Genomic DNA, 19,081 nt, shown 5'->3' on the forward strand with positions numbered 1-19,081 from the left:
GACCTGAGAACAGCAGGATGGATTTCCCTTACGCAGAATATCGGGCACGCCTGCAGCGTACGCAAGAAGAGATGGCCAAGCATAATCTTCCCGTACTACTGCTGCATCAACCAGAAAACATCCTGTATCTGACAGGATTCTACACGACTGGCTATTTCTCTTATCATGCTTTAGCCGTCCCGAGCCGCGGCGACCCGGTGCTGATCTTGCGCGATATGGAAGTCCCGGCCGCGCGCAGCACGTCATGGGTAAAATGCCACACGATCTATGCAGACGCCGCCGATCCGGTCCCCGTTTGGCTCGAAGCGGCGCGAAGAGCGGTCGACGGTCTCGGCTTAGCAGGCGGACACGTTGGGGTGGATGAGCACTCATGGTTCTTGACGGTGGAACGGTGGAAGATGTTGCAGGCGTTCCTACCTAAAGCAACTCTCGTCAGAGAGCCGCGAATTGTCGATCACCTTCGGCTGATCAAATCGCCGCGGGAGATAGACTACTTGCGCAGCGCCGCCCGCCAAGTTGAAGTCGGCATGCGCGCTGGGATCGAGGCAATCGGCCCCGGCGTGACGGAGCGAGTGGTCGCCGGAGCCGTTTTCAATGCGCTCGTGAGCGCCGGATCGGGATTGCCCCTGAGCGGCATCATCACGTCCGGCAACCGAACGGATCTGCTTCACGGAGACTACTCCGATCGACGCCTAGAACAGGGCGACACAGTCTATTTCGAGCTCCAGGGGATCTATCAAAAGTATTGGGCTCGCTTAATGCGCACGGCGGTCGTGGGTGAGCCAACCGGCGAGCAGCGGCGCATCGCTGAGACAATCATCCGCATCCAAGATGAAGCAATAGCGCTAATGCGGCCCGGCACATCGGCCGACGTAGTCGACAGAGCTTGCCGCAAGCCGCTCCTGGCCTCTGGCCTTCGCGAAACATACACGAACCGCGCTGGCTATTCGCTTGGTCTGAATTATCGCCCCTCCGCCGGCGAGTTCATCCGGGAGTTTGTTCCAGGTGTGGAATGGGTAATAGAACCTGGGATGGTGTTCCACATGCTGATGATGGCAGCCGGCATGGGCTTCAGTGAGACGGTGCTGGTTACGGATCAAGGACCGGAACGCCTAACCGGAATGGAGCGCAAGCTCTTCTCGCGTCTTTGAGGATCATCCCAGATGGCTAAGCTCGCGCGCTCGGTAATAGGTATCGTCAGTAATTTCGACGTGGAGAAGGATGGCTACTTCTGTCCTGTCCATTATGTGCGCGCAATCGAGGCAACCGGCGCGCTTCCGATCATATTGCCTTATGTCAAAGCAGCTGAAGTGGCTGCGGTACTCGACCAGATTACCGGCCTCGTGCTTACTGGCGGTGGAGATTTTCCGACCGAATTCTATGGCGCATCTCCTCACCCGGCAGTTCAACGAATCATTCCAGAGCGCGACAACTTCGAATTCGCGCTTGCCCGTTCAGCGCTCGATCGGAGCATACCTATTCTCGGTATTTGCCGGGGAATGCAGATTTTGAACGTTGTAGCTGGAGGTACCATTTATCCTCATACCCTCGATGAGCTGACACACGCAATCGATCACCGCGACGGTACACCATTGGATCAAACCGTTCACGAGGTCCACTTGGAGCGCGACACGCAGTTATGGAGGCTCTGTGGCGAGCAATCGTCGTCCTTCCGAGTAAACAGCCTACACCATCAAGCCATCAAGCGGCTTGCTCCAGACTTCGTGATTTCCGCACGCGCCGCCGACGGAATTATTGAAGCAATCGAGCGGCCCGACCGACCTTTTGTAATCGGCGTACAGTGGCACCCAGAATGTATGTACGAAAGTGAGCCCGCTTGTCGTCGATTGATTGATAACTTTGCCAAAGCTTGCGACTGGATCCAAAGAGAGCCCGCACGGCCTTCGCCACCCTCGCGTGCGCGATCTTGAACGCGCAATCCCTCGCGGCGCTGATCAAGCAGCAAACATCACCATGGTTCAAGAAGGGGGCGATGGCGAGCGAGCGCGAAGCCGTCTCCAACACAAATTCATGCTGCAAGAATGGTAGTTCGTGACTGGTAGTTACGTTGGTCTGCATGTCGAAACACGCTGGTCCAATTCGGTGAAACAACATGGCTTCTACAGTTCACGGGCAAGCAGCGATACTACGGCATTTGGTAGGTGACGGATCCGTACATGGCCATAAAAGTACTCTGCGCAGGCGTAGCACGCGCCTTCGACATATAGCTCGACTAGGTTCCGTGTCACTGCGGCAGGCTACCCAATATCTTAGGGAGGCAACGGACGGCCAAGCTTTGCTATCAAATTTGGTGTATCGGTGTTCGTCGGACCAGCACCTTTGTTCGTTCCTAATGGTCGTGGCTATCGCGACGATCTCATTATCAGTGTTTGCGATTGGAGCAGACAGCCGGCCTGTACCCCGTTTTATTTGCCAACAACGTGATCTATTGGGAGCGTTCTAGTGCCAGTCATAACTGAACTCGCTAATTTCAGTAGCAGCTACGCAGCGAACGCATTGCCAACGGGTACTCGGCGGACAATCTCATTGCTCACGCTAGACCTCATCGGTGCTGCCGCTGCGGGTCTGCGATCGCCGCTAGCTGATGCGGCCAGAAACTCGGCACTGGAATCTTACGGCGAAGGCCACATAAACATTTGGTTGACAGACAAACGGTCTGGCGTCGTCGGAGCCGCGATGGCGAATAGCGCTGCGGCGAGCGCACTGGACATCGATGATGGTCATCGCGCCGCGGGGGGCCACGCCGGTGCAGGTGTTATTCCGGCAGCCTTGGCAGTGGCTCAGGCTATTGACGCCTCAGTTTCCGAAACGATGGCAGCGATCGCGCTTGGATACGAAATCGCCCTCCGAATCGCGAGCTCTCGTCCTGCTAAGACAATCGATACGCTCGCGAGCGGACGCTGGGTCGGCTATGGAGGTGCCGCCGCAACCTGCCGTCTCTTGGGCTTGAATGCAACGCAAACTGCTCACGCGTTGGCGATTGCTGGGTCGGAAGCACCGATCGTATTCTTGGGCTCAACCCCCAAGTTCGAGGGCAGCACGATCAAGGAGGGAATTCCTCCTGCTGTGGTTGCAGGTGTCACCGCCGCTTATCGCGCGCGGTCAGGCGCAACCGGCCCCCTTAATCTTCTTGATGACAATGATCGTTTCACTCGCGATGTCCTAATAGGCAATCTTGGCTCTTCGTGGGAAGTTCAAAATTGCTATTTGAAGCCATATGCATGTTGCCGCTATATGCATGCAGCTATCGATGCGATCCTTGCCATGCGTCAGGAAGGGGAAAAGATCCGGAGGCTGCGGATTGAGACGTTCCAACAATCGATGCGCCTCGCAAACGAGCGCGCCCCGAGCACCCTGGAAGGGGGGCAATACAGCTTCTACTTTAATTGTGCACTGGCCGCTTTATATGGTTGGGAGGCGCTACAGCCTGTTCAAGTTGAACGTCTTACTGACGCACGTGTACTCGACTTGGCTGCGCGTATCGAACTTGAGCCGTCGCCCGATTTTGCTACCGCGTTTCCAGTGGGAACGCCGGCCCGAGTCGTCATGGATCAGGGCAAAGGGCCGGAAGAGATGGTCGTCTTGCATCCCTTGGGAGACGTTGCAAACCCATTGTCTACCGATCAGATCGTGGCGAAATTCAAGAACATCTCGAGAGCGAACATTCACCCGCGGTGGCAGGACGAGATCCTCTCGGCGCTCGCTAGCCTTGACACCAAAGGTTTTCCGCCCCTTCTAGCTGCCCTGTCGCCACCGGACAATCGATATTCGACATCTCAAACCCGCAAACTTGAACCATCGGCTTAAGTTCGGGCACGAGCCAAGAGAGCAGCACGCGCGGGCGACGTCCGTTATCAACCAGTGGGTTGGCGTGACCACTTGGCCGTCGATCTGGTCGATGCGGAAGCTGCTGACGCAGTAATGCAGCGAAGCCCAGATGATTTCGATGACGGCGCCGAAGACGCGACACAAGTCGGGTGCTGTATCTATTTCGGCGTGGGCCGCAGGTAGCACGGTCACGGCCTGAGCAGCGCAGTGTTGTTTTTGTAGAACTTGATGAACTTGATTTAGGTTTTCGATACCGAAGTCTGTAAACGCCTTGACGCCGTCTTCTCCGATGCCAAACATCCAGATGACCCCGTTCTTGAGTTCCATTCCGATCGCGAAGCAGCGTCTGCACTTGGTCGCATCTGAGAACACGGGATCTCGTCGACTTTCGTCATGGATTCGGCGCGCTTATAGATTGTAAGGGGCCGCATACGACGAAGGGAAAAACGGTTTTTACAACGAGCGTTGTGAGTCGTAAGCTCAGGCGCCCCATTCGCGAGGGACAGAAATTCGAAAATCTACAAAGTGGTCGTTAGGCCGGCTCATAGTGTAGGTGCGGACTGCTTTGTGGTTGTCAGTAGGTTTTCAATCATACGGGCGGTCTCGAAGAGCTGAGCATCGGATCCGGGTGCGCCAACAATCTGCACAGCGACGGGCAGGCCGCGGCTCGGCAAGCCGACCGGCAGGACTAGCGCAGGCGCGCCTACCAGATTGAAAAATGAAGTAAACAGCGTCAGCGCATTTCCAATCGGAAAAGTCTCCCCGGCAATGTTCACCTCGACAGTCCCGACTTGCGGCGCCGTAATCGGGCAGGCAGGTGTCAGCAGGACGTCGAAATTCTGCATGTTCTGCGCAAAGGCTCGCCTGTAAGTTCCTACCAAGCGCATACACTGGATATACTTTTCTGCAGGCAGCAACTGCCCCAGTATCATGGCGCCGCGCATATCGGCACCGAATCGGTCGCTCGCGCTGGCGAGATTGGCGCCGTGGTAGGCAACGGCTTCGGCCAATTGAATTATCAATGAAACTGTACGTGCCTCCGACTGGTCTGGGACTTCGATCGCACCGAAAGTGGCCCCCGACCGCCGCATCTGCTCCTTGGTTAAGAGGAGCGCGTCGCGCACCGGCGCCTCGCATTTCTGCTCGAAGCCCTCGACTAAGGCAACTCTCAGCGACGCGGCGGAATACGTCGCTGGCGAGAGTTTTGTGATCTGCCTCACGACAAGCTCCAGGTCCTCAACTGAGGTCGCCAGTACGCCGGCATGGTCCAGCGACCAGCAATAGGGGATAACGCCGTCGAGACTGATCAGGCTATAGCTCGGCTTGTACCCGGCAATGCCGCAGAGCGCAGCCGGAACGCGACACGAGCCGCCTGTGTCCGTGCCAAGCGCGAATGGCACGATGCCAGCCGCGACCGCTGCTGCGGAGCCACTGCTTGAGCCCCCGGCCAGCCTTGTCCCGTCATGCGGGTTGACGACCGTTCCGGCCCAGCCGTTCTCGCCGGTCGCGCCATAGGCGAATTCGTGGAGATTGGTCTTGCCGATGAGGACGGCCCCGGCTGCGTCGAGCATGCAAATCGCCGCCGCCGACGTGCTCGGTACATTGTTCTCTAGCACCTTGCTGCCACCGGTGGTTCGGATGCCGCGGGTTTCGAACATGTCCTTCACGGCATAAGGAATTCCATCAAGCGGGCCCAGGGCGCGGCTTGCCCTTCGCCGCGCATCAGCTTTCCTCGCCTGGAGCAGCGCGTGGTCCGTTGCCACCGTAATAAAGCTCCGCAGCGAGGGATTGGTCCGCTCCGCCGCAGCAATGCAGTTCTCAACAATTTCGACCGCGGACAGGCTGCCGTCCTCGAGTGCGGCCGCGATAGCCTTGATTGAGGTCAAATTAGTCATAAAATGAGTCTGATGTTTGCGCTACGGCACCAGGCGCGACTTGGCTCAAGCCTCTGCAAACGAAAGTCGCTGCTACCGTTGCATGTGGGTACAATCCGCGGCAGATGGGATACCCGCGGCAGATCTTTGTATCTCTGCGGGCAAACAAAGGGCCGGGTACGCTTCGTTAAATCGAAATATTGGTAGACCGTGCCAGCTGTCGCATAGACAGAGCCATCGAGGCCCGTGAACTTGCTAGTGCCAGTCGTCGCACGCGGCTGAAGATGTTCCCACATGAGCGCTTCCGGATCGTCAGCATCGATACAGATCGTGTGGATGCTTTGCGTCGCGAGATAGCGGTACTCGGCCGACCCAGGCGAGAATAGACTCGGATCAAAACGAAGATGCCCAGCGCATTGGGCGTGCAGTAGATCTTTTCCATTTGGACCTTCAGGGAGGTTGCGTGCTCGTCCTACCATTCGCAATTAACCCCCAACTGTAGGCGCGCTTCGTTGGTCCGAGGCCCAAATCGCTAATACGCCATTTTCGGCCGTGTCTGACCTCGACCTCAGATTTTTGCGTTGAATGTCTCCTTGTCAAGGGCATCTGAGGTCGGCGCTCGAATCCGAGGGCACCTCGCAGATGTATTAACATCTGGCTGTTCCTGCGTAGTTGGCACGCATTTTGAGAGTCCCTCGTTGCGAGGTGGCATGAGTTCGACCGATATTCATGTTGTGGTTCGCGTCGCGACCTAGAAAACGAAGGAGAGAAAAGAGCATGTCAGATCCGTGTCAGATCGCATTCCGTGGAAAGGGACATCTTGGCAACTCCGAAACTCCCACGGCATCCTCGCCGCTCCTGTCGAATTCAGCCAGAACCATTCTGATCGACGGCTCCGAACTCAAGGCCAAGCGGCAGTGAGGAGCAAGTGCGGTGCGCAGCAGCCTTCAAGGAACGAAGCACGATTTCACATCTGTCTATAATTGTCGCTGGCCCCACTCCTATTTTCGCGCCCATCTAGCCCTGGACTATGTGATTCCAGATCGGGCCAAGCCCATCTTCGAAAGGATCTTCGCCGATTATCGACGTGTTCGACGCAAAACCAGGCTGAAGATTATCGATGTCGGTTGCTCCTATGGCGTGAACGCTGCTCTACTGCGCACCGATCTCGATCTCGATGAACTTTATGCCGCCTATCTGGAACCCAGCGGCTCTCTCTCTGGCCGACAGGAGATCGAGCATGCCAATTTCTTTCGCAATCGTGGTCTCCGCAACGACATCCGGTTCGTCGGCGTAGATCCATCGTTCCGGGCTGTTCGTTATGCGCAGAACCTGGGCCTTTTGGAAGCTGGCATCACGGCTGATCTGGAAACCCGTGACTTGACCGTCGAGGAATATGGCGCTCTCGCGGATGCGGACATTCTCATCAGCACAGGCTGTGTGGGCTACGCCACCGAGCTAACCTTTGCACGTGTGTATCATGCTTCGGCGATTTCACGCCCCTGGGTCATCACCTTTGCAATGCATCCCTTCAGTTATGACGGCATAGCCGCAGTCCTTCGGGATTTCGGGTTGGAAACCAACCTCATCGACCGGTTTAGACAACGCCAGCGACGCTTCTCCACGCCAGCGGAACGTGAGACAATCCTGAACGCCATGGCCAAACGCGGCATAGAGGATCGCTTAGAGCGCACGACCGGCTATGTCTACGCATCCTGCTACATCTCTGCACCGCCAGGCGAAGCGCTCTGCTGCTCTCATGGCCAGGCGCATCTTAGGGGGTCGTGACCGCAGTGCGGTTTAGTCGATTCGAAGATGGAGTTCCGAATGGTACAAGGCTGATGGCAGCACTCGGGAGGAGCTTAAAGCCGTCACGCTACGCACGGATATCCCGCGGCAGATTGGCGAAGTCGGATAAGCGGGGATCGTCGGCATCCAACCTTCCATGTTCTCGCGGTGTCCGATTGAAGACCCCTATGTTCGCAAGCCGACATAATTGGATCTACGCACTTCATCGGCGCGGCCCAAACCACATCCTTTCCGTCTTTGCTCGTCGCGACCGCTTTGGTGGCGCGCCGATTGCAGGGAATGGAAGCGCTTCGGGTCTAGATACGCTATTGCTCTTGATTGGCGAAATCCGAGCGCATGAACGTGATAGCGGGCAATCATCCAGGGAGTCGCTCATGCGAGTAGCCATCGCGCGGAATAATGATCACATGGGTGTGATCAACCGATTCGGTCAATCTTGTCGTGAGGAGTACGATCGCAACGCGGTCGACCGAATAGTAGCGGCCCTGCAGGAAGGCGGCCACGAAACATTGCTCTGTGAAGCCGACAAGGGACTACTCGCCACGCTCGAACGGTTTATGCCACCTGATCCGCAAGCTCCGCCCGCCGGCATCGTCTTCAATTTGGCGAACGGAATTCAGGGGGAGTGCCGGTTGTCCCACGTTCCGGCCATGCTCGAGTTGGCGGGAGTGCCCTACACTGGTGCGGGACCGCTTGGGAACGCGCTGGCGCTCGACAAGGTGATCACCAAGACGCTGATGCGCGATCGCGGCGTGCCGACACCGAACTTTCGTGTCATGCGCCGCAGCACCGAAACAACCTGCGATTTGCGATTCCCCGTGGTGGTAAAGCCCCGTTCCGAGTCCACCAGCTTCGGATTGCAGATCGCACATGAGCCCGCTCAGCTGAGGCAGGCAGTAGAAGCGATCGTGACGCAGTATGCGCAGGATGCGCTTGTCGAAGAATACATCGAGGGGCGGGAAATTTATGTTGGCCTGTTGGGAAACGGGGAGCCCGAAACCCTGCCGCTGGTAGAGCAGGATTTCGGCGACCGCGAAATGCGCATCTTTACTAACGACGACAAAGAGCGCATGGCGCTCGCGCCTATTTGCCCGGCACAAGTCGATAGCAGGCTTGCGACAATGCTGCGGGATATGTCGGTCGCGACGTTCCGTGCGTGCCAGTGTCGCGACTATGCCCGCGTCGACATTCGGATCGACCGCTCTGGCCAACCATTTGTACTGGAGATCAACTCGATACCGGCGCTGCGCGGCATTTATGTTCAGGCCGCGAGCGCCGCCGGATATAGCTTCTCGAGCTTGATCAATCGCATCCTCGATGTGGCCCATACGCGATATTTCGGGGTCGGCGCCCCCCAGTCGGAACGCGCGTCGACTCGCGACGCAAGTGCTCCGAATTAGCAGCATGTTAGGCTCTCGTTCTGCCGCTCGCATGGATTCGATGCAGGGCGCTTCCTTGGCCATGTGCGGATGCGTCACCTACCAGATGCCGCAGTATTGCTGCTTGCCCGTGAGCTGTAGAAGTCTTTTTCAGCGAACGGCATGCAGAGCAACGTAACGACGCTGACGGTCTCGAATTACTTTCGGGCGGCAGATGAAATTGGACGCAAGTGCGGTCTCCAGCAACACCTTTGAGGAGTATCACGGAAGTGCCAGCAGATTTTCTTAACTCACGGCACCACCCCACAACTGGCGTTCGGACTGTTCAAATTCGTAGAATACGATTCGATAGCCGAAAAGCGTGGTCCTGCCGCCAGTCGAGAGCGGGCGACCAGCACTTTCTCAGCGTAGCTACAGAACCACTACTAACCCGAGTGAGTCGCTGATATTGGTACGCTCCCCGGAAAATTTGATGGCAACCTAATCGCAGAGTCTGAGGTCAGGCACGGCTGAAAAGTTGATGCTGATGTGCGCTCGGGCTCAGTAAACCATGCAAGATCGGAGTTAACAGCCAATGGCAAGAAGAACGCTCATCCTGCTTGAAGGCACAAGGAGCAACGGTCTCCGATACGTCCAAGCGGCCCAGCGTCTTGGTCTTCATCCAATTACCCTGTCTGCGGATCCAGCTCAGTACGACTATCTTGCGGCAGAATGCAACGAGGCAATCCATGTCGATACAGACAATCAAGATGCGCTGATCCGCGAATGCGCCCGGCTACGTGCGACCCGTGACGTTGCCGGTATTACGAGCGCCGAGGAAACAGTCTATGCGACAGTTGGCGCGCTCTGTCGGCATTTCGATCTACCGGGACCAAATCCCGCGTCGATTGAGCGATGCTGCGACAAATTCGCTCAACGTCAGATCCTCGCGGAGGTAGGCGTTCCAATACCTGCTTATCACTTGGCGGCGAATGCTACGGACGTAGAAAGCGCTGCCGCAGATATCGGCCTACCGGTAATTCTTAAGCCAGCCGTAGGCCGCGGCAGCAGCGGTGTCCGATTGTGCCGCAACATCGATGAGTTAGCCCAACACACGGCCTATCTGCTGGGCGGGAAGCATACATGGCGGTCCTCGCCAAGGATACTGGTCGAAGAATTCGCACAAGGCCGCTATTATTGCGCCCATATAATGGGAGATGAGTTAATTGCGATTGCCGCCGCCAGCTTCGGCCCCCCGCCGCATTTCGTGTTCCGTGAGGGCATCTTCCCAGCCCCGCTGACTGATGACGAGCATGCGCGCATCGCCGATGTTTCGCTGAACTGTTTGCGAGCTCTCGATCTTGGTTGGGGGCCAACGAACATTGAACTCCGGTGGACGAAGCGTGGCCCAGTCGTCATTGAAGTCAATCCGCGTATTTCTGGAGGTCCTCACTCGATTCAGGCGGCTTACGGTATTGATCTCGTCACCGAGCACATCAAGCTTGTCATCGGCGACGAAACGGATTTGCGCCGAAAGCATTCGCACACTGCGGCTTGGCGCTCCCTAATCCCTGATCGCGATGGCGTCCTCGATTGGATTGATGGCGACGGTCGGGCCGCTGCTGTGCCAGGTGTCACCGAGGTCAAACTGTTTGTTAAACCCAAGATGCCGATCGTCAGGAAAGGAGATTACCGAGACTCTATAGGACACGTCATGGCCGCTTCACCTAGCCGTGCCCGGACCGCGGCGATACTTCAGCGTGCCGTCGACTTGATCAATTGGTCAATCACGCCATTTCCGACTCCAGGCGAACAGGAACAATCTCCGGTCCACGAGCCCTTACCAAGTGCACGCGGCGCCTGGTAGGGGATGACATCGCCGAATAACGGTTCAACCGAGAGCAGTAAAGGGCGGGTGTTTTGACGGGATCGTCAGCTCGGGCAAGATCCAAGCCGCAGGCACGCAGGCCGTAGACGATTATCCTCCGGTGCGCGGCTATATTCTCTGGCGCGTTGCAGGCTGCGATTGTCCTAATGCGCTGCGGATGATGGTCGAAGCCGAAGAAGCCAATCGCGGCTAATCGCCGTACTCAGCGAGTTTCCTGAAGAGCTACTCATGTCGAAACCCTTGTTTGAAAAGATCGCCTTGGTCGGCATCGGCTTGATCGGCTCTTCGCTGGCGCGCGTCATACGCCGCGAGGGGCTAGCCGGCCATATAGCCATTGCAACTCGTAGCGCCGAGACCCTAAAGCGCGCCGAGGAGTTGAAACTCGGCGATGGCTACACGACCGACGCGAAGGGAGCGGTGCGCGGGGCCGACTTCGTCATCGTCTCAGTGCCCGTCGGTGCTTCCGGCGCCGTGGCTGAGGAGATCGCACCAGCGCTTAAGAAGGGCGCTATCCTCACCGATGTCGGATCCACTAAAACCTCCGTGATCGCTCAGATGCAGCCCTTCGTGCCGGAGGGCGTACATTTCATTCCCGGCCATCCGCTGGCCGGCACGGAGAAGTCAGGCCCTGATGCGGGTTTTGCCGAACTGTTCGAGAACCGCTGGTGCATCTTCACGCCGCTGGAAGACACCGACCCCGCCGCGCTGGAGAAGCTCTCCGAATTCTGGCGCCGCTGCGGCTCCAACATCGACACGATGGACCCGCAGCACCACGACATGACACTGGCGATCGTCTCGCACCTGCCCCACATCATCGCCTACAGCATCGTCGGCACGGCAAATGACGTGGAGACGGTCGCACAAAGCAAGGTCATCAAATATTCGGCCTCGGGTTTCCGCGATTTCACTCGCCTCGCCGCTTCCGACCCCACAATGTGGCGCGACGTATGCCTGCACAACCGCGACGCGATCCTCGAAATGCTGGGGCGCTTTTCGGAGGATCTCGCATCCCTGCAGAGGGCGATTCGCTGGAGCGAAGCTGACAAGCTGTTCGGCCTCTTTACCCGCACGCGCGCCATCCGCAGTTCGATCATCGAGGCGGGGCAGGATATCGACATGCCCGATTTCGGCCGTCAGGCAATCGGGCGTCCGCAGATCGCGCAACAGCAGCAGTATAGGGCTCCGGGCGTCTGCCTCATACCCAGCCCCGCAGCGGGGCCATAATGTTCTTGATGCAGGGCGAGTAGGCCGCAGGACGCGCCGCGTGTTTGCCGCAACGGCTTGAGCGGCCTATTGGTACATAACGCTGTTCGAAGATGCGAAAAGGATGCACACGGGCTTGGATGGACAAAGATTCGCACGCGATCTCTCGGGGCAAACGCTTCAACAAGAGAGCAGAGTTCATCGTTGGGAAATTGAGGAACGAGATCCGGTTTGCCCACACGGGCATCGTCCGCTTGCGCAAGCAGATCTGCCTCCAATTGATGGGCCGACGGCGATGTGCTTGCCGAAAGTGACGAGCGTCGTTCCTCTGGACATCAGCGCCGCTGGAGGCGGCAAGATCTGAACGCTCGATCGGTTTCTGCTTTGGACTTAGGGTTGGAATGTATCCTCATGGCATGGCTCTCGTTCCCAATATGATAGCGGATTGGAGCGATACTTCTGTCCGAAACGATAGCGCCGAATATTCAGTCACGCGCGGACCTTTGGCCGTTCGGTCAGCTGGAGCCTCGAGTCAACCGACGCGCTCCTGACGTCTGATATTGGATTTGGGATTCCTATCATTTCGATTGCGTCCAGTTCGATATTTTACTGCCTCGCGGAGACGCGATGTTTAAACATTGAGGAAAACAGTGTGCGTGTAGGACAACGGCGACAAGATGATGGCGCGATTATTGATCTATCGATCGATTGGCGCGGCGTCGATGCGGGCATGAATCGGAATGCTCTCCTTTCCTGAAAAGAGCATCGGCGCTCTGATCACGTTGTCCTTGGCGCAGGTCATTGGTTGGGGCACGATCAGCCTGCCGCCTATCATCGGCACGCAAATTGCTGCCGATCTGCACATGACGCTCCCGTCAGTGTTTGCTGGCACGTCGACGCTCTATGCTGCGATGGGATTGTGCTCGCCGTGCCTCGCTAAGCCGTTGATTCGGTTTGGCGCCCGGCCTGTGATGATCGCCGGGACAGTTGTTGCAGCTTCCGGCTTTCTTCTATTGTCGATGGCGCAAGGGCTAAAGCTCTATTTTTCGGCCTGGACGGTGCTCGGTATTGCCTGCAGCGCATCGCTTTCGACAGCAGCTTACATCGCCGTGCATGAGATCGTTGGACGGGACGCCAGGCGCGCCATCAGTACGCTGATGCTGGCGACCGGTTTGTCCAGCAGCGCATTTTGGCCCATTACGTCGCTGATCACCAGTGCGGCGGACTGGCGCACAACGTGCCTAGTCTATGCGGGTTTGCTGCTCCTGGTTTCTACCCCATTGTACGCGTTCGGTCTGCCCGGCCGCCGTTCGCAGGCACCCCGGCCGGCGTCCCAAGAAGTGGCGCCAATTCCTGATCCGATCCAACCAAGAGGCACACTCTGCTTAATTATGGCGGCCAGCGGCTTGACCGTTGTCGTGACGTTTGGCTTAAGCACTGTGCTGATCGAAGTGTTGAAAGCTCAAGGGCTTCCGCCGTCACAGGCTGTCGCGTTAGCCTCCGCGCTTGGGATGGTTCAAGTGAGCGCTCGTGCGATTGATTTGATGAGCGGCGCACGCTGGGATGCCATCACAACTGGCTTGGTTGCCGGCACAGTCCTGGCTTTGGCAATAGTGCTGTTGATGATCAGTGGCGGACAGTTTCTCGGCAGCGCCGCGTTCATGCTGCTCTATGGCATGGGGAGCGGGGCGCTCACGGTCGTGCGCGCAACGATGCCGCTCGTCTTCTACGAGAGGGCCGATTTCACTAAGGCGTCCTCGCAAATCGCGTTGCCACACGATCTGATTTCAGCAGCCTCGCCTCCCATTCTCGCCGAGTTGCTGGTTCGGTTCGGTAGCGGCGCGGTGCTGGAAGTTACCTTGCTGTTCTCGTGCGGCGTGCTCGTGAGTCTGGCGTTGCTGCGCGGTCAGCGTCAACGTTTAGCAGTCGCGGCTGCACTGAAAACAGATGTGCAAAGACGCCATCGGGCCTGCGAATAGCATGGAAAGAGGAGTCGGACTCATTCGCACCGAGAACTCTCAGCAGATTTAATGCGCGTTGCACGGTCGTAACCTCCCCGCCAGCTCTTGCGGTCGCTTGGGGAGACGTCCTCCCTTGACAGGTCATCATGTACCTGCCACGTTATGCAATATCGTTGCATTATTTGCAATTCATAGGAGTGTTGACGATAAAGCGATGCGCTTAGAGCGACTTTGTAAACAGTAAGACGGCATGCAAGCGGTTTTGTCTCGTTTTTCGGACTAGGCGGATCCGGCAAAACGACGACGTTCATGATGATTGCAGGATTCGAAACACCGAGCACAGGCCAGATCTTCATCGGAACTCGACTGGCAACTGGGCTGAGGCGAAACGCTCAAACCAAGATTTAGTTGAAAATCACGGAGCCGGGGTTGGCGCTACCACCAGCTGCGGATCGCCGTGACGCCCCCTGGAATTTCACAGGGCCGCGTTGAGAACACCAGTCGGGTTCGTGAGTGAGGTATTCTTCAGATGAGATTGAGCGAGTATGTCGATCATGATGCCACCGCTCTGGCGTCTCTTGTAACCGGTGGCGAACTTACGCCTTTGGAGTTGATGCGGCTGGCTCGGGAAGCGCATGATGAGGTCAATCCTCGCATCAATGCCATCATCGAATTCTATGAAGATGCCGACGCTGTTGCCGGCGCGGACGGCGGCCTCTTTCATGGTGTACCTTTCCTCCGCAAGGATATCGGCGCCACCGAAGCTGGCCGCCTTCAGGAACAAGGGAGTCGTCTGTTCAAAGGCTATCGCCCTCAGACCGACAGCCATTTTTTTCGTCGCGCCCGAAATGCAGGGCTCCGTACAATCGGCAGAACAACATGCCCGGAGCTTGGTACCTCAGGAATGAGCCAATCCGTTCTGAATGGCATTACCGGTAATCCATGGAATTTGGAACGATCGGCAGGGGGCTCGTCCTCTGGAGCCGCCGCGGCTGTTGCGGCCGGCATCACTCCTATTGCACATGCCAGCGACAGCGGCGGGTCGATTCGCATTCCCGCCTCTTGGTGCGGCCTTGTCGGTCTGAACCCATCCCGCGGGCGTGTGTCTGGTGGGCCGAACGACCAAGACGCGCTGCTTGGCCTTAGCCGAATGTTTATTCTCTGTCGGACGGTGCGCGATATGGCCGCCGCATTGGACGTTTTTTCCGGTCCTTATCCCGGCGATCCATTTATCATTGTCCAGCCGAGCCGCCCCTATGTGGACGAGCTATTTCGACCTAGCCGCACTCTCCGGATCGGAGTCGCGCGAACCAAATGGGGAGGGATTGATGTCGAACTGGAGGTCCTTCAAGCAGTCGATAAAATCGCCGCGCTTCTGGAGGAAATGGGCCATCTGATTATGGAGATCGATCCTCCATATGATCCCGACGAGAGGACGAGGATATCGCTGGGCAGCTACGCTCTTAATGCCAAATCACTTGAAGATGCGGCGCGGGCCATGGGCCGAACAATCGACGCGGACAGCCTGGAACCGGTCAATCTCAAGCTTTATGAATATAGCCGTAACTCTCCACCTGCTTCCATGGGAGACCTACTTGAGGATATCCGAAGATTCCGGTTCCGCCTCGGCGAGGCGATTGATGCTTTCGATATTCTGCTGACGCCTACGATGCCCGTCGTTGCCCCGTCTCACGGAGGCATTTATTGTACCACAAATCCAACGGTTTCCGCGATGGAATTCATGGACGCGGATGCTGCGACCGCGATCTATGGGTACATGGGTGTGTTCAATATCACTGGGCATCCATCGGTGTCGCTGCCGTTGGCCCATAGCACTAACGGTTTGCCAATCGGCCTTCAAATCGTCGGCCGTTTCGGTGACGAGGCAACCTTGGTGCGCATCTCGCGCGACCTGGAACAGGCATGCCCATGGCGCCACCGAACACCAAGCGTGCGAGCGGGGCGCAGCTAACAACTGTCGCGGTGGTTTTCGCTCGGGACAACGCATGACTGCTACGGTTGCAGCGCACTCGGGAAAAGACGGCCAAGCATACTGCCGCCCAACCAGCGAATTTCCTCTATCTGACAGGAGCTGGCTTTTGGTCCTTATCACGCTGTAGCGTTCCGAGTCACGGCGACCCGGTGCTGAGATGCCGATGATTGCCCTCGGCGATTGCTGCTGCTCAGCGCTAGTCGGATCAACAATTATGCGCCCCCAGCATAGTATGGAGCCTTGGCCCAAGAAACAAAACAAACTGACCCGCAATAACCTATAAGGGAGACTGGGCATCAGCTTCTTGAACCTTTTTCGGTCTCGGTCTCGGTCTCGGCTCGGCCTGCTCATTGCGGTTAGCGAGCGGACTCTCGAAGAACAACAAAGTCCAGCACTGGTCGATCTCTAGAAGTTGTTGAAACGACGCTAGCCATCACCTTTCTAAGTTCGCGTGCGCGCACTAGATTCCGATTCAATGCAATGTCGGTGCGATGTCTCCTAGTTTGACGGTCTACCGCGTCATGGCCCATGACGGTGCGACAGGCGGGCCTTTGCGTGAGTTGTGTTTTCAAATGACCGGACTCTGGGGTGGGTCGCGCGATAGTTAGTCGTCGAGCCCGTGATCGGTCACCTGAAGAGCGACGGACATCTCGGCCGCTGCTACCTCAAGGGCCGCAAAGGCGATACCGCCAACGTCGTCCTAACCGCCGTTGGCCACAATCTCCGCCTCGTCCTCGCCTGGCTGAGGCTTCTGCTGAGCCTAATCCTGAACGCTTTGATGCGGCTGCTTGCCGCCCAGGCCGCACTCAAATGCGCTTCTTAACGGACGACTAGTTAAGGAGTACGCAGTCGGCGCTCTCTTTTTGGGGTCTTACCGAATAAGGTTACATAGGCGCGTGAAAAATGTGATGCGCTGGAAAAACCTGTGGCAAATGCGATCTCTGAAACGGAAAGCGGGCTCTGTTGCAGCAATCGCCGGGCGTGAGCCAGCCGCAGATTTCGATAGACCTCCGAGTATCCCGCATTCATATGTTCGGAGAAAAGGCGGTCGAGGTGGCGCTGGCTGACACCCGCATAGATGGCCATCTGCGCACGATCGAGCGGCTGCTCGATCGCGGCCTCCATCTTCTCCAGAACGTTCAGCAGGACGGGATGATTGACGTGGAAACGCTCCGCCGCCGAAGCGCGTTGGGGCGCGGCCGGCTCGGCCACCTGCGTGTGAAGATACCAGTCGCTGACCCGCCGGGCAAAATCGGCGCCCATTCGGTCGGCGATCAGCGCATGCATCATGTCGAGGGGCGCCACGCCGCCACCACACGTGATGCGGTTTCCGTCGAGCACGAAGCGAGCCTGTCTCGGAGCTAGACGAGGGAAGGCCTCGATGAGAGCCGCCGCGTGCTCCCAATGAATAGTAAAATCCCGTCCATCGAGCAGTCCCGCTGCGGCCAGGATGTAAGGTCCGCCTGAAATTCCTCCCAAGCGCACCCCGCGTCGGGCCAACTGACGAAGAGCCGCATAAAGCGCGGGTGATCCCAAGGCCGAAGGATTTCCGCCCGCGCAGACGAAAATCGTGTGCAGCGGCGATCGATCGAGACGCTGGCAAGGGACAATGGCGCCCGATGAACTCGCAACGGCTGCTCCATCGAGGGAAAGCGGCCTGACATCATAGAGAGACTGGCCCGCAAGCAGGTTGGCGGCGCGCAGGGGCTCGGTCGCGGAGGCATAGGACATCAGCGCGAAGCCGGGCAGCAACAGAAAACCTATGGTTTGCGTCAACCTGCTGCTTTGCTCGACCATGGCTGCTGCGTGTCTTTTTGTGGCTCTTCTGTGAAATTTTGACGACAAAATGGTCGCTATACAAGGCCGAATGACGTGGAACACCCCATGCGCTACACAGCCTTCTCCATCTTCCTGAACGGCCTTCGCGGCAATAAGACATGGAAACCTGCCTGGCGCGAACCGACGCCCAAACCGCACTACGACGTGATCATAGTAGGCGGTGGCGGGCATGGTCTCGCCACCGCCTACTATCTCGCCAAGGAATTCGGGATCCGCAACGTCGCTGTTCTGGAGAAGAGCTATATCGGTTCGGGCAATGTTGGCCGCAACACGACGATCATTCGCTCGAACTACCTGCTGCCCGGCAACAATCCGTTCTACGAGCTTTCCATGAAATTATGGGAAGGGCTAGAGCAGGACTTCAACTTCAACGCCATGGTCTCGCAGCGCGGCGTGTTGAATCTCTTCCATTCCGATGCCCAGCGCGACGCCTATACGCGGCGTGGCAATGCTATGCGGCTGCACGGCGTCGATGCCGACCTGCTGGACCGGACGCAGGTCAGGCAGATGCTTCCCTTCCTCGGCTTCGACAATGCGCGCTTTCCGATTCGCGGCGGCCTTATCCAGCGACGTGGCGGCACGGTGCGCCATGATGGCGTCGCGTGGGGCTATGCCCGCGGCGCTGACGCGATGGGTGTCGATATCATCCAGGACTGCGAAGTGATCGCCATCCGCCGCGAAAATGGCAGGGTGACCGGCGTCGAAACCTCCAAGGGTCTTATCGGCTGCAGCAAACTCGCCGTTGCGGTCGCCGGCAATTCCTCTCAGGTGGCTGCGATGGCGGACATCAAACTGCCGATCGAAAGCCACGTGCTGCAGGCCTTCGTCTCGGAAGGTCTGAAGCCCTTCATCGATTGCGTCGTTACCTTCGGCGCCGGCCATTTCTATGTCTCTCAATCCGACAAGGGCGGTCTTGTCTTCGGCGGCGACATCGACGGTTACAATTCGTATGCCCAACGCGGCAATCTCGCCAGCGTCGAGCACGTCATTGAGGCCGGCAAGGCGATGATCCCGGCTCTGTCGCGAGTCCGCGTGCTGCGTTCATGGGCTGGCATCATGGACATGAGCATGGATGGCACGCCGATCATCGACCGCACCCATATCGACAATCTCTACCTCAATGCCGGCTGGTGCTACGGCGGCTTCAAGGCGACACCCGCCTCCGGCTTCTGCTTCGCCCATCTCATCGCCAGAAACGAACCGCACGCCGTGACGCGCGAAATGCGTCTCGACCGGTTCGAGCGCGGTTATCTGATCGACGAGAAGGGGCAGGGCGCCCAACCCAATCTACACTGATTCGGGAAAAC

13 protein-coding genes and 2 pseudogenes are annotated in these 19,081 nt (G+C 57.7%); 12 read left to right on the forward strand and 3 right to left on the reverse strand.

Annotated elements, in window-relative coordinates; translation table 11 throughout:
• Nucleotides 1-17: 17 nt before the first annotated feature.
• The 3 genes from MTR72_RS22435 (at nt 18) to MTR72_RS22445 (ending at nt 3,828) form a co-directional block, all read left to right on the forward strand.
• Nucleotides 18-1,151, forward strand: coding sequence for a M24 family metallopeptidase (locus MTR72_RS22435; RefSeq protein WP_280968815.1), 1,134 nt, complete (start codon nt 18-20; stop codon nt 1,149-1,151).
• A 12-nt stretch (nt 1,152-1,163) separates the two neighbouring features.
• On the forward strand, nt 1,164-1,931 hold the full coding sequence (locus MTR72_RS22440; protein ID WP_280968816.1) for a gamma-glutamyl-gamma-aminobutyrate hydrolase family protein: 768 nt from the start codon (nt 1,164-1,166) through the stop codon (nt 1,929-1,931).
• A gap of 532 nt (nt 1,932-2,463) precedes the next feature.
• Nucleotides 2,464-3,828, forward strand: coding sequence for an MmgE/PrpD family protein (locus tag MTR72_RS22445; RefSeq protein WP_341511007.1), 1,365 nt, complete (start codon nt 2,464-2,466; stop codon nt 3,826-3,828).
• Here the strand turns inward: MTR72_RS22445 and MTR72_RS22450 are convergent.
• On the reverse strand, nt 3,757-4,176 hold the full coding sequence (locus MTR72_RS22450) for a hypothetical protein (RefSeq protein ID WP_341511008.1): 420 nt from the start codon (nt 4,174-4,176) through the stop codon (nt 3,757-3,759). The two genes, MTR72_RS22445 and MTR72_RS22450, sit on opposite strands and share 72 nt — an antisense overlap.
• Before the next feature lie 215 nt (nt 4,177-4,391).
• Nucleotides 4,392-5,744 (reverse strand): amidase, encoded by a 1,353-nt coding sequence (locus MTR72_RS22455; RefSeq protein WP_341511009.1) that lies wholly within the window; start codon nt 5,742-5,744, stop codon nt 4,392-4,394.
• A 912-nt stretch (nt 5,745-6,656) separates the two neighbouring features.
• Here MTR72_RS22455 and MTR72_RS22460 point away from each other — a divergent pair.
• The 8 genes and pseudogenes from MTR72_RS22460 to MTR72_RS22500 form a co-directional block, all read left to right on the forward strand.
• Nucleotides 6,657-7,511 (forward strand): hypothetical protein, encoded by an 855-nt coding sequence (locus tag MTR72_RS22460; RefSeq protein ID WP_341511010.1) that lies wholly within the window; start codon nt 6,657-6,659, stop codon nt 7,509-7,511.
• Between the two features lie 395 nt (nt 7,512-7,906).
• Complete coding sequence (locus tag MTR72_RS22465) at nt 7,907-8,932, forward strand: D-alanine--D-alanine ligase family protein (RefSeq protein ID WP_280968821.1); 1,026 nt, start codon at nt 7,907-7,909, stop codon at nt 8,930-8,932.
• Between the two features lie 553 nt (nt 8,933-9,485).
• On the forward strand, nt 9,486-10,757 hold the full coding sequence (locus MTR72_RS22470; RefSeq protein WP_280968822.1) for an ATP-grasp domain-containing protein: 1,272 nt from the start codon (nt 9,486-9,488) through the stop codon (nt 10,755-10,757).
• A gap of 249 nt (nt 10,758-11,006) precedes the next feature.
• Nucleotides 11,007-12,002 (forward strand): prephenate/arogenate dehydrogenase family protein, encoded by a 996-nt coding sequence (locus tag MTR72_RS22480; protein WP_280968823.1) that lies wholly within the window; start codon nt 11,007-11,009, stop codon nt 12,000-12,002.
• Nucleotides 12,003-12,721: 719 nt separating this feature from the next.
• The gene (locus MTR72_RS22485; RefSeq protein ID WP_280968824.1) at nt 12,722-13,960 is read left to right on the forward strand and encodes an MFS transporter; all 1,239 of its coding nucleotides are present in this window, start codon (nt 12,722-12,724) and stop codon (nt 13,958-13,960) included.
• Between the two features lie 255 nt (nt 13,961-14,215).
• Nucleotides 14,216-14,350, forward strand: a pseudogene (locus tag MTR72_RS22490) (ATP-binding cassette domain-containing protein); the annotation flags it as partial.
• A gap of 121 nt (nt 14,351-14,471) precedes the next feature.
• A complete protein-coding gene (locus MTR72_RS22495) occupies nt 14,472-15,914 on the forward strand; it encodes an amidase (RefSeq protein WP_280968825.1) in 1,443 nt (480 codons plus the stop codon).
• Between the two features lie 631 nt (nt 15,915-16,545).
• Nucleotides 16,546-16,758: pseudogene (locus MTR72_RS22500) on the forward strand (IS5/IS1182 family transposase); the annotation flags it as partial.
• Nucleotides 16,759-16,769: 11 nt separating this feature from the next.
• Here the strand turns inward: MTR72_RS22500 and MTR72_RS22505 are convergent.
• Nucleotides 16,770-17,732, reverse strand: a complete 963-nt coding sequence (locus MTR72_RS22505; RefSeq protein ID WP_280968826.1) for a GlxA family transcriptional regulator — start codon at nt 17,730-17,732, stop codon at nt 16,770-16,772.
• Nucleotides 17,733-17,819: 87 nt separating this feature from the next.
• Between MTR72_RS22505 and MTR72_RS22510 the strand changes: the two genes are divergently transcribed.
• Nucleotides 17,820-19,070 carry a sarcosine oxidase subunit beta family protein gene (locus MTR72_RS22510; RefSeq protein WP_280968827.1) on the forward strand — a complete coding sequence of 417 codons (1,251 nt, stop codon included), beginning with the start codon at nt 17,820-17,822 and terminating at the stop codon, nt 19,068-19,070.
• Nucleotides 19,071-19,081: the final 11 nt, after the last annotated feature.

It is taken from the genome of Bradyrhizobium sp. ISRA442 (assembly GCF_038085055.1).
Taxonomy (GTDB): domain Bacteria; phylum Pseudomonadota; class Alphaproteobacteria; order Rhizobiales; family Xanthobacteraceae; genus Bradyrhizobium.

Bases quoted from the DNA above. Each gene is read 5' to 3' on its own strand.
- MTR72_RS22435 (WP_280968815.1), top strand. From the start codon at position 18: ATGGATTTCCCTTACGCAGAATATCGGGCACGCCTGCAGCGTACGCAA.
- MTR72_RS22440 (WP_280968816.1), top strand. From the start codon at position 1,164: ATGGCTAAGCTCGCGCGCTCGGTAATAGGTATCGTCAGTAATTTCGAC.
- MTR72_RS22450 (WP_341511008.1), bottom strand. From the start codon at position 4,176: ATGGAACTCAAGAACGGGGTCATCTGGATGTTTGGCATCGGAGAAGAC.
- MTR72_RS22455 (WP_341511009.1), bottom strand. From the start codon at position 5,744: ATGACTAATTTGACCTCAATCAAGGCTATCGCGGCCGCACTCGAGGAC.
- MTR72_RS22465 (WP_280968821.1), top strand. From the start codon at position 7,907: ATGCGAGTAGCCATCGCGCGGAATAATGATCACATGGGTGTGATCAAC.
- MTR72_RS22470 (WP_280968822.1), top strand. From the start codon at position 9,486: ATGGCAAGAAGAACGCTCATCCTGCTTGAAGGCACAAGGAGCAACGGT.
- MTR72_RS22480 (WP_280968823.1), top strand. From the start codon at position 11,007: ATGTCGAAACCCTTGTTTGAAAAGATCGCCTTGGTCGGCATCGGCTTG.
- MTR72_RS22485 (WP_280968824.1), top strand. From the start codon at position 12,722: ATGCTCTCCTTTCCTGAAAAGAGCATCGGCGCTCTGATCACGTTGTCC.
- MTR72_RS22495 (WP_280968825.1), top strand. From the start codon at position 14,472: ATGAGATTGAGCGAGTATGTCGATCATGATGCCACCGCTCTGGCGTCT.
- MTR72_RS22505 (WP_280968826.1), bottom strand. From the start codon at position 17,732: ATGGTCGAGCAAAGCAGCAGGTTGACGCAAACCATAGGTTTTCTGTTG.
- MTR72_RS22510 (WP_280968827.1), top strand. From the start codon at position 17,820: ATGCGCTACACAGCCTTCTCCATCTTCCTGAACGGCCTTCGCGGCAAT.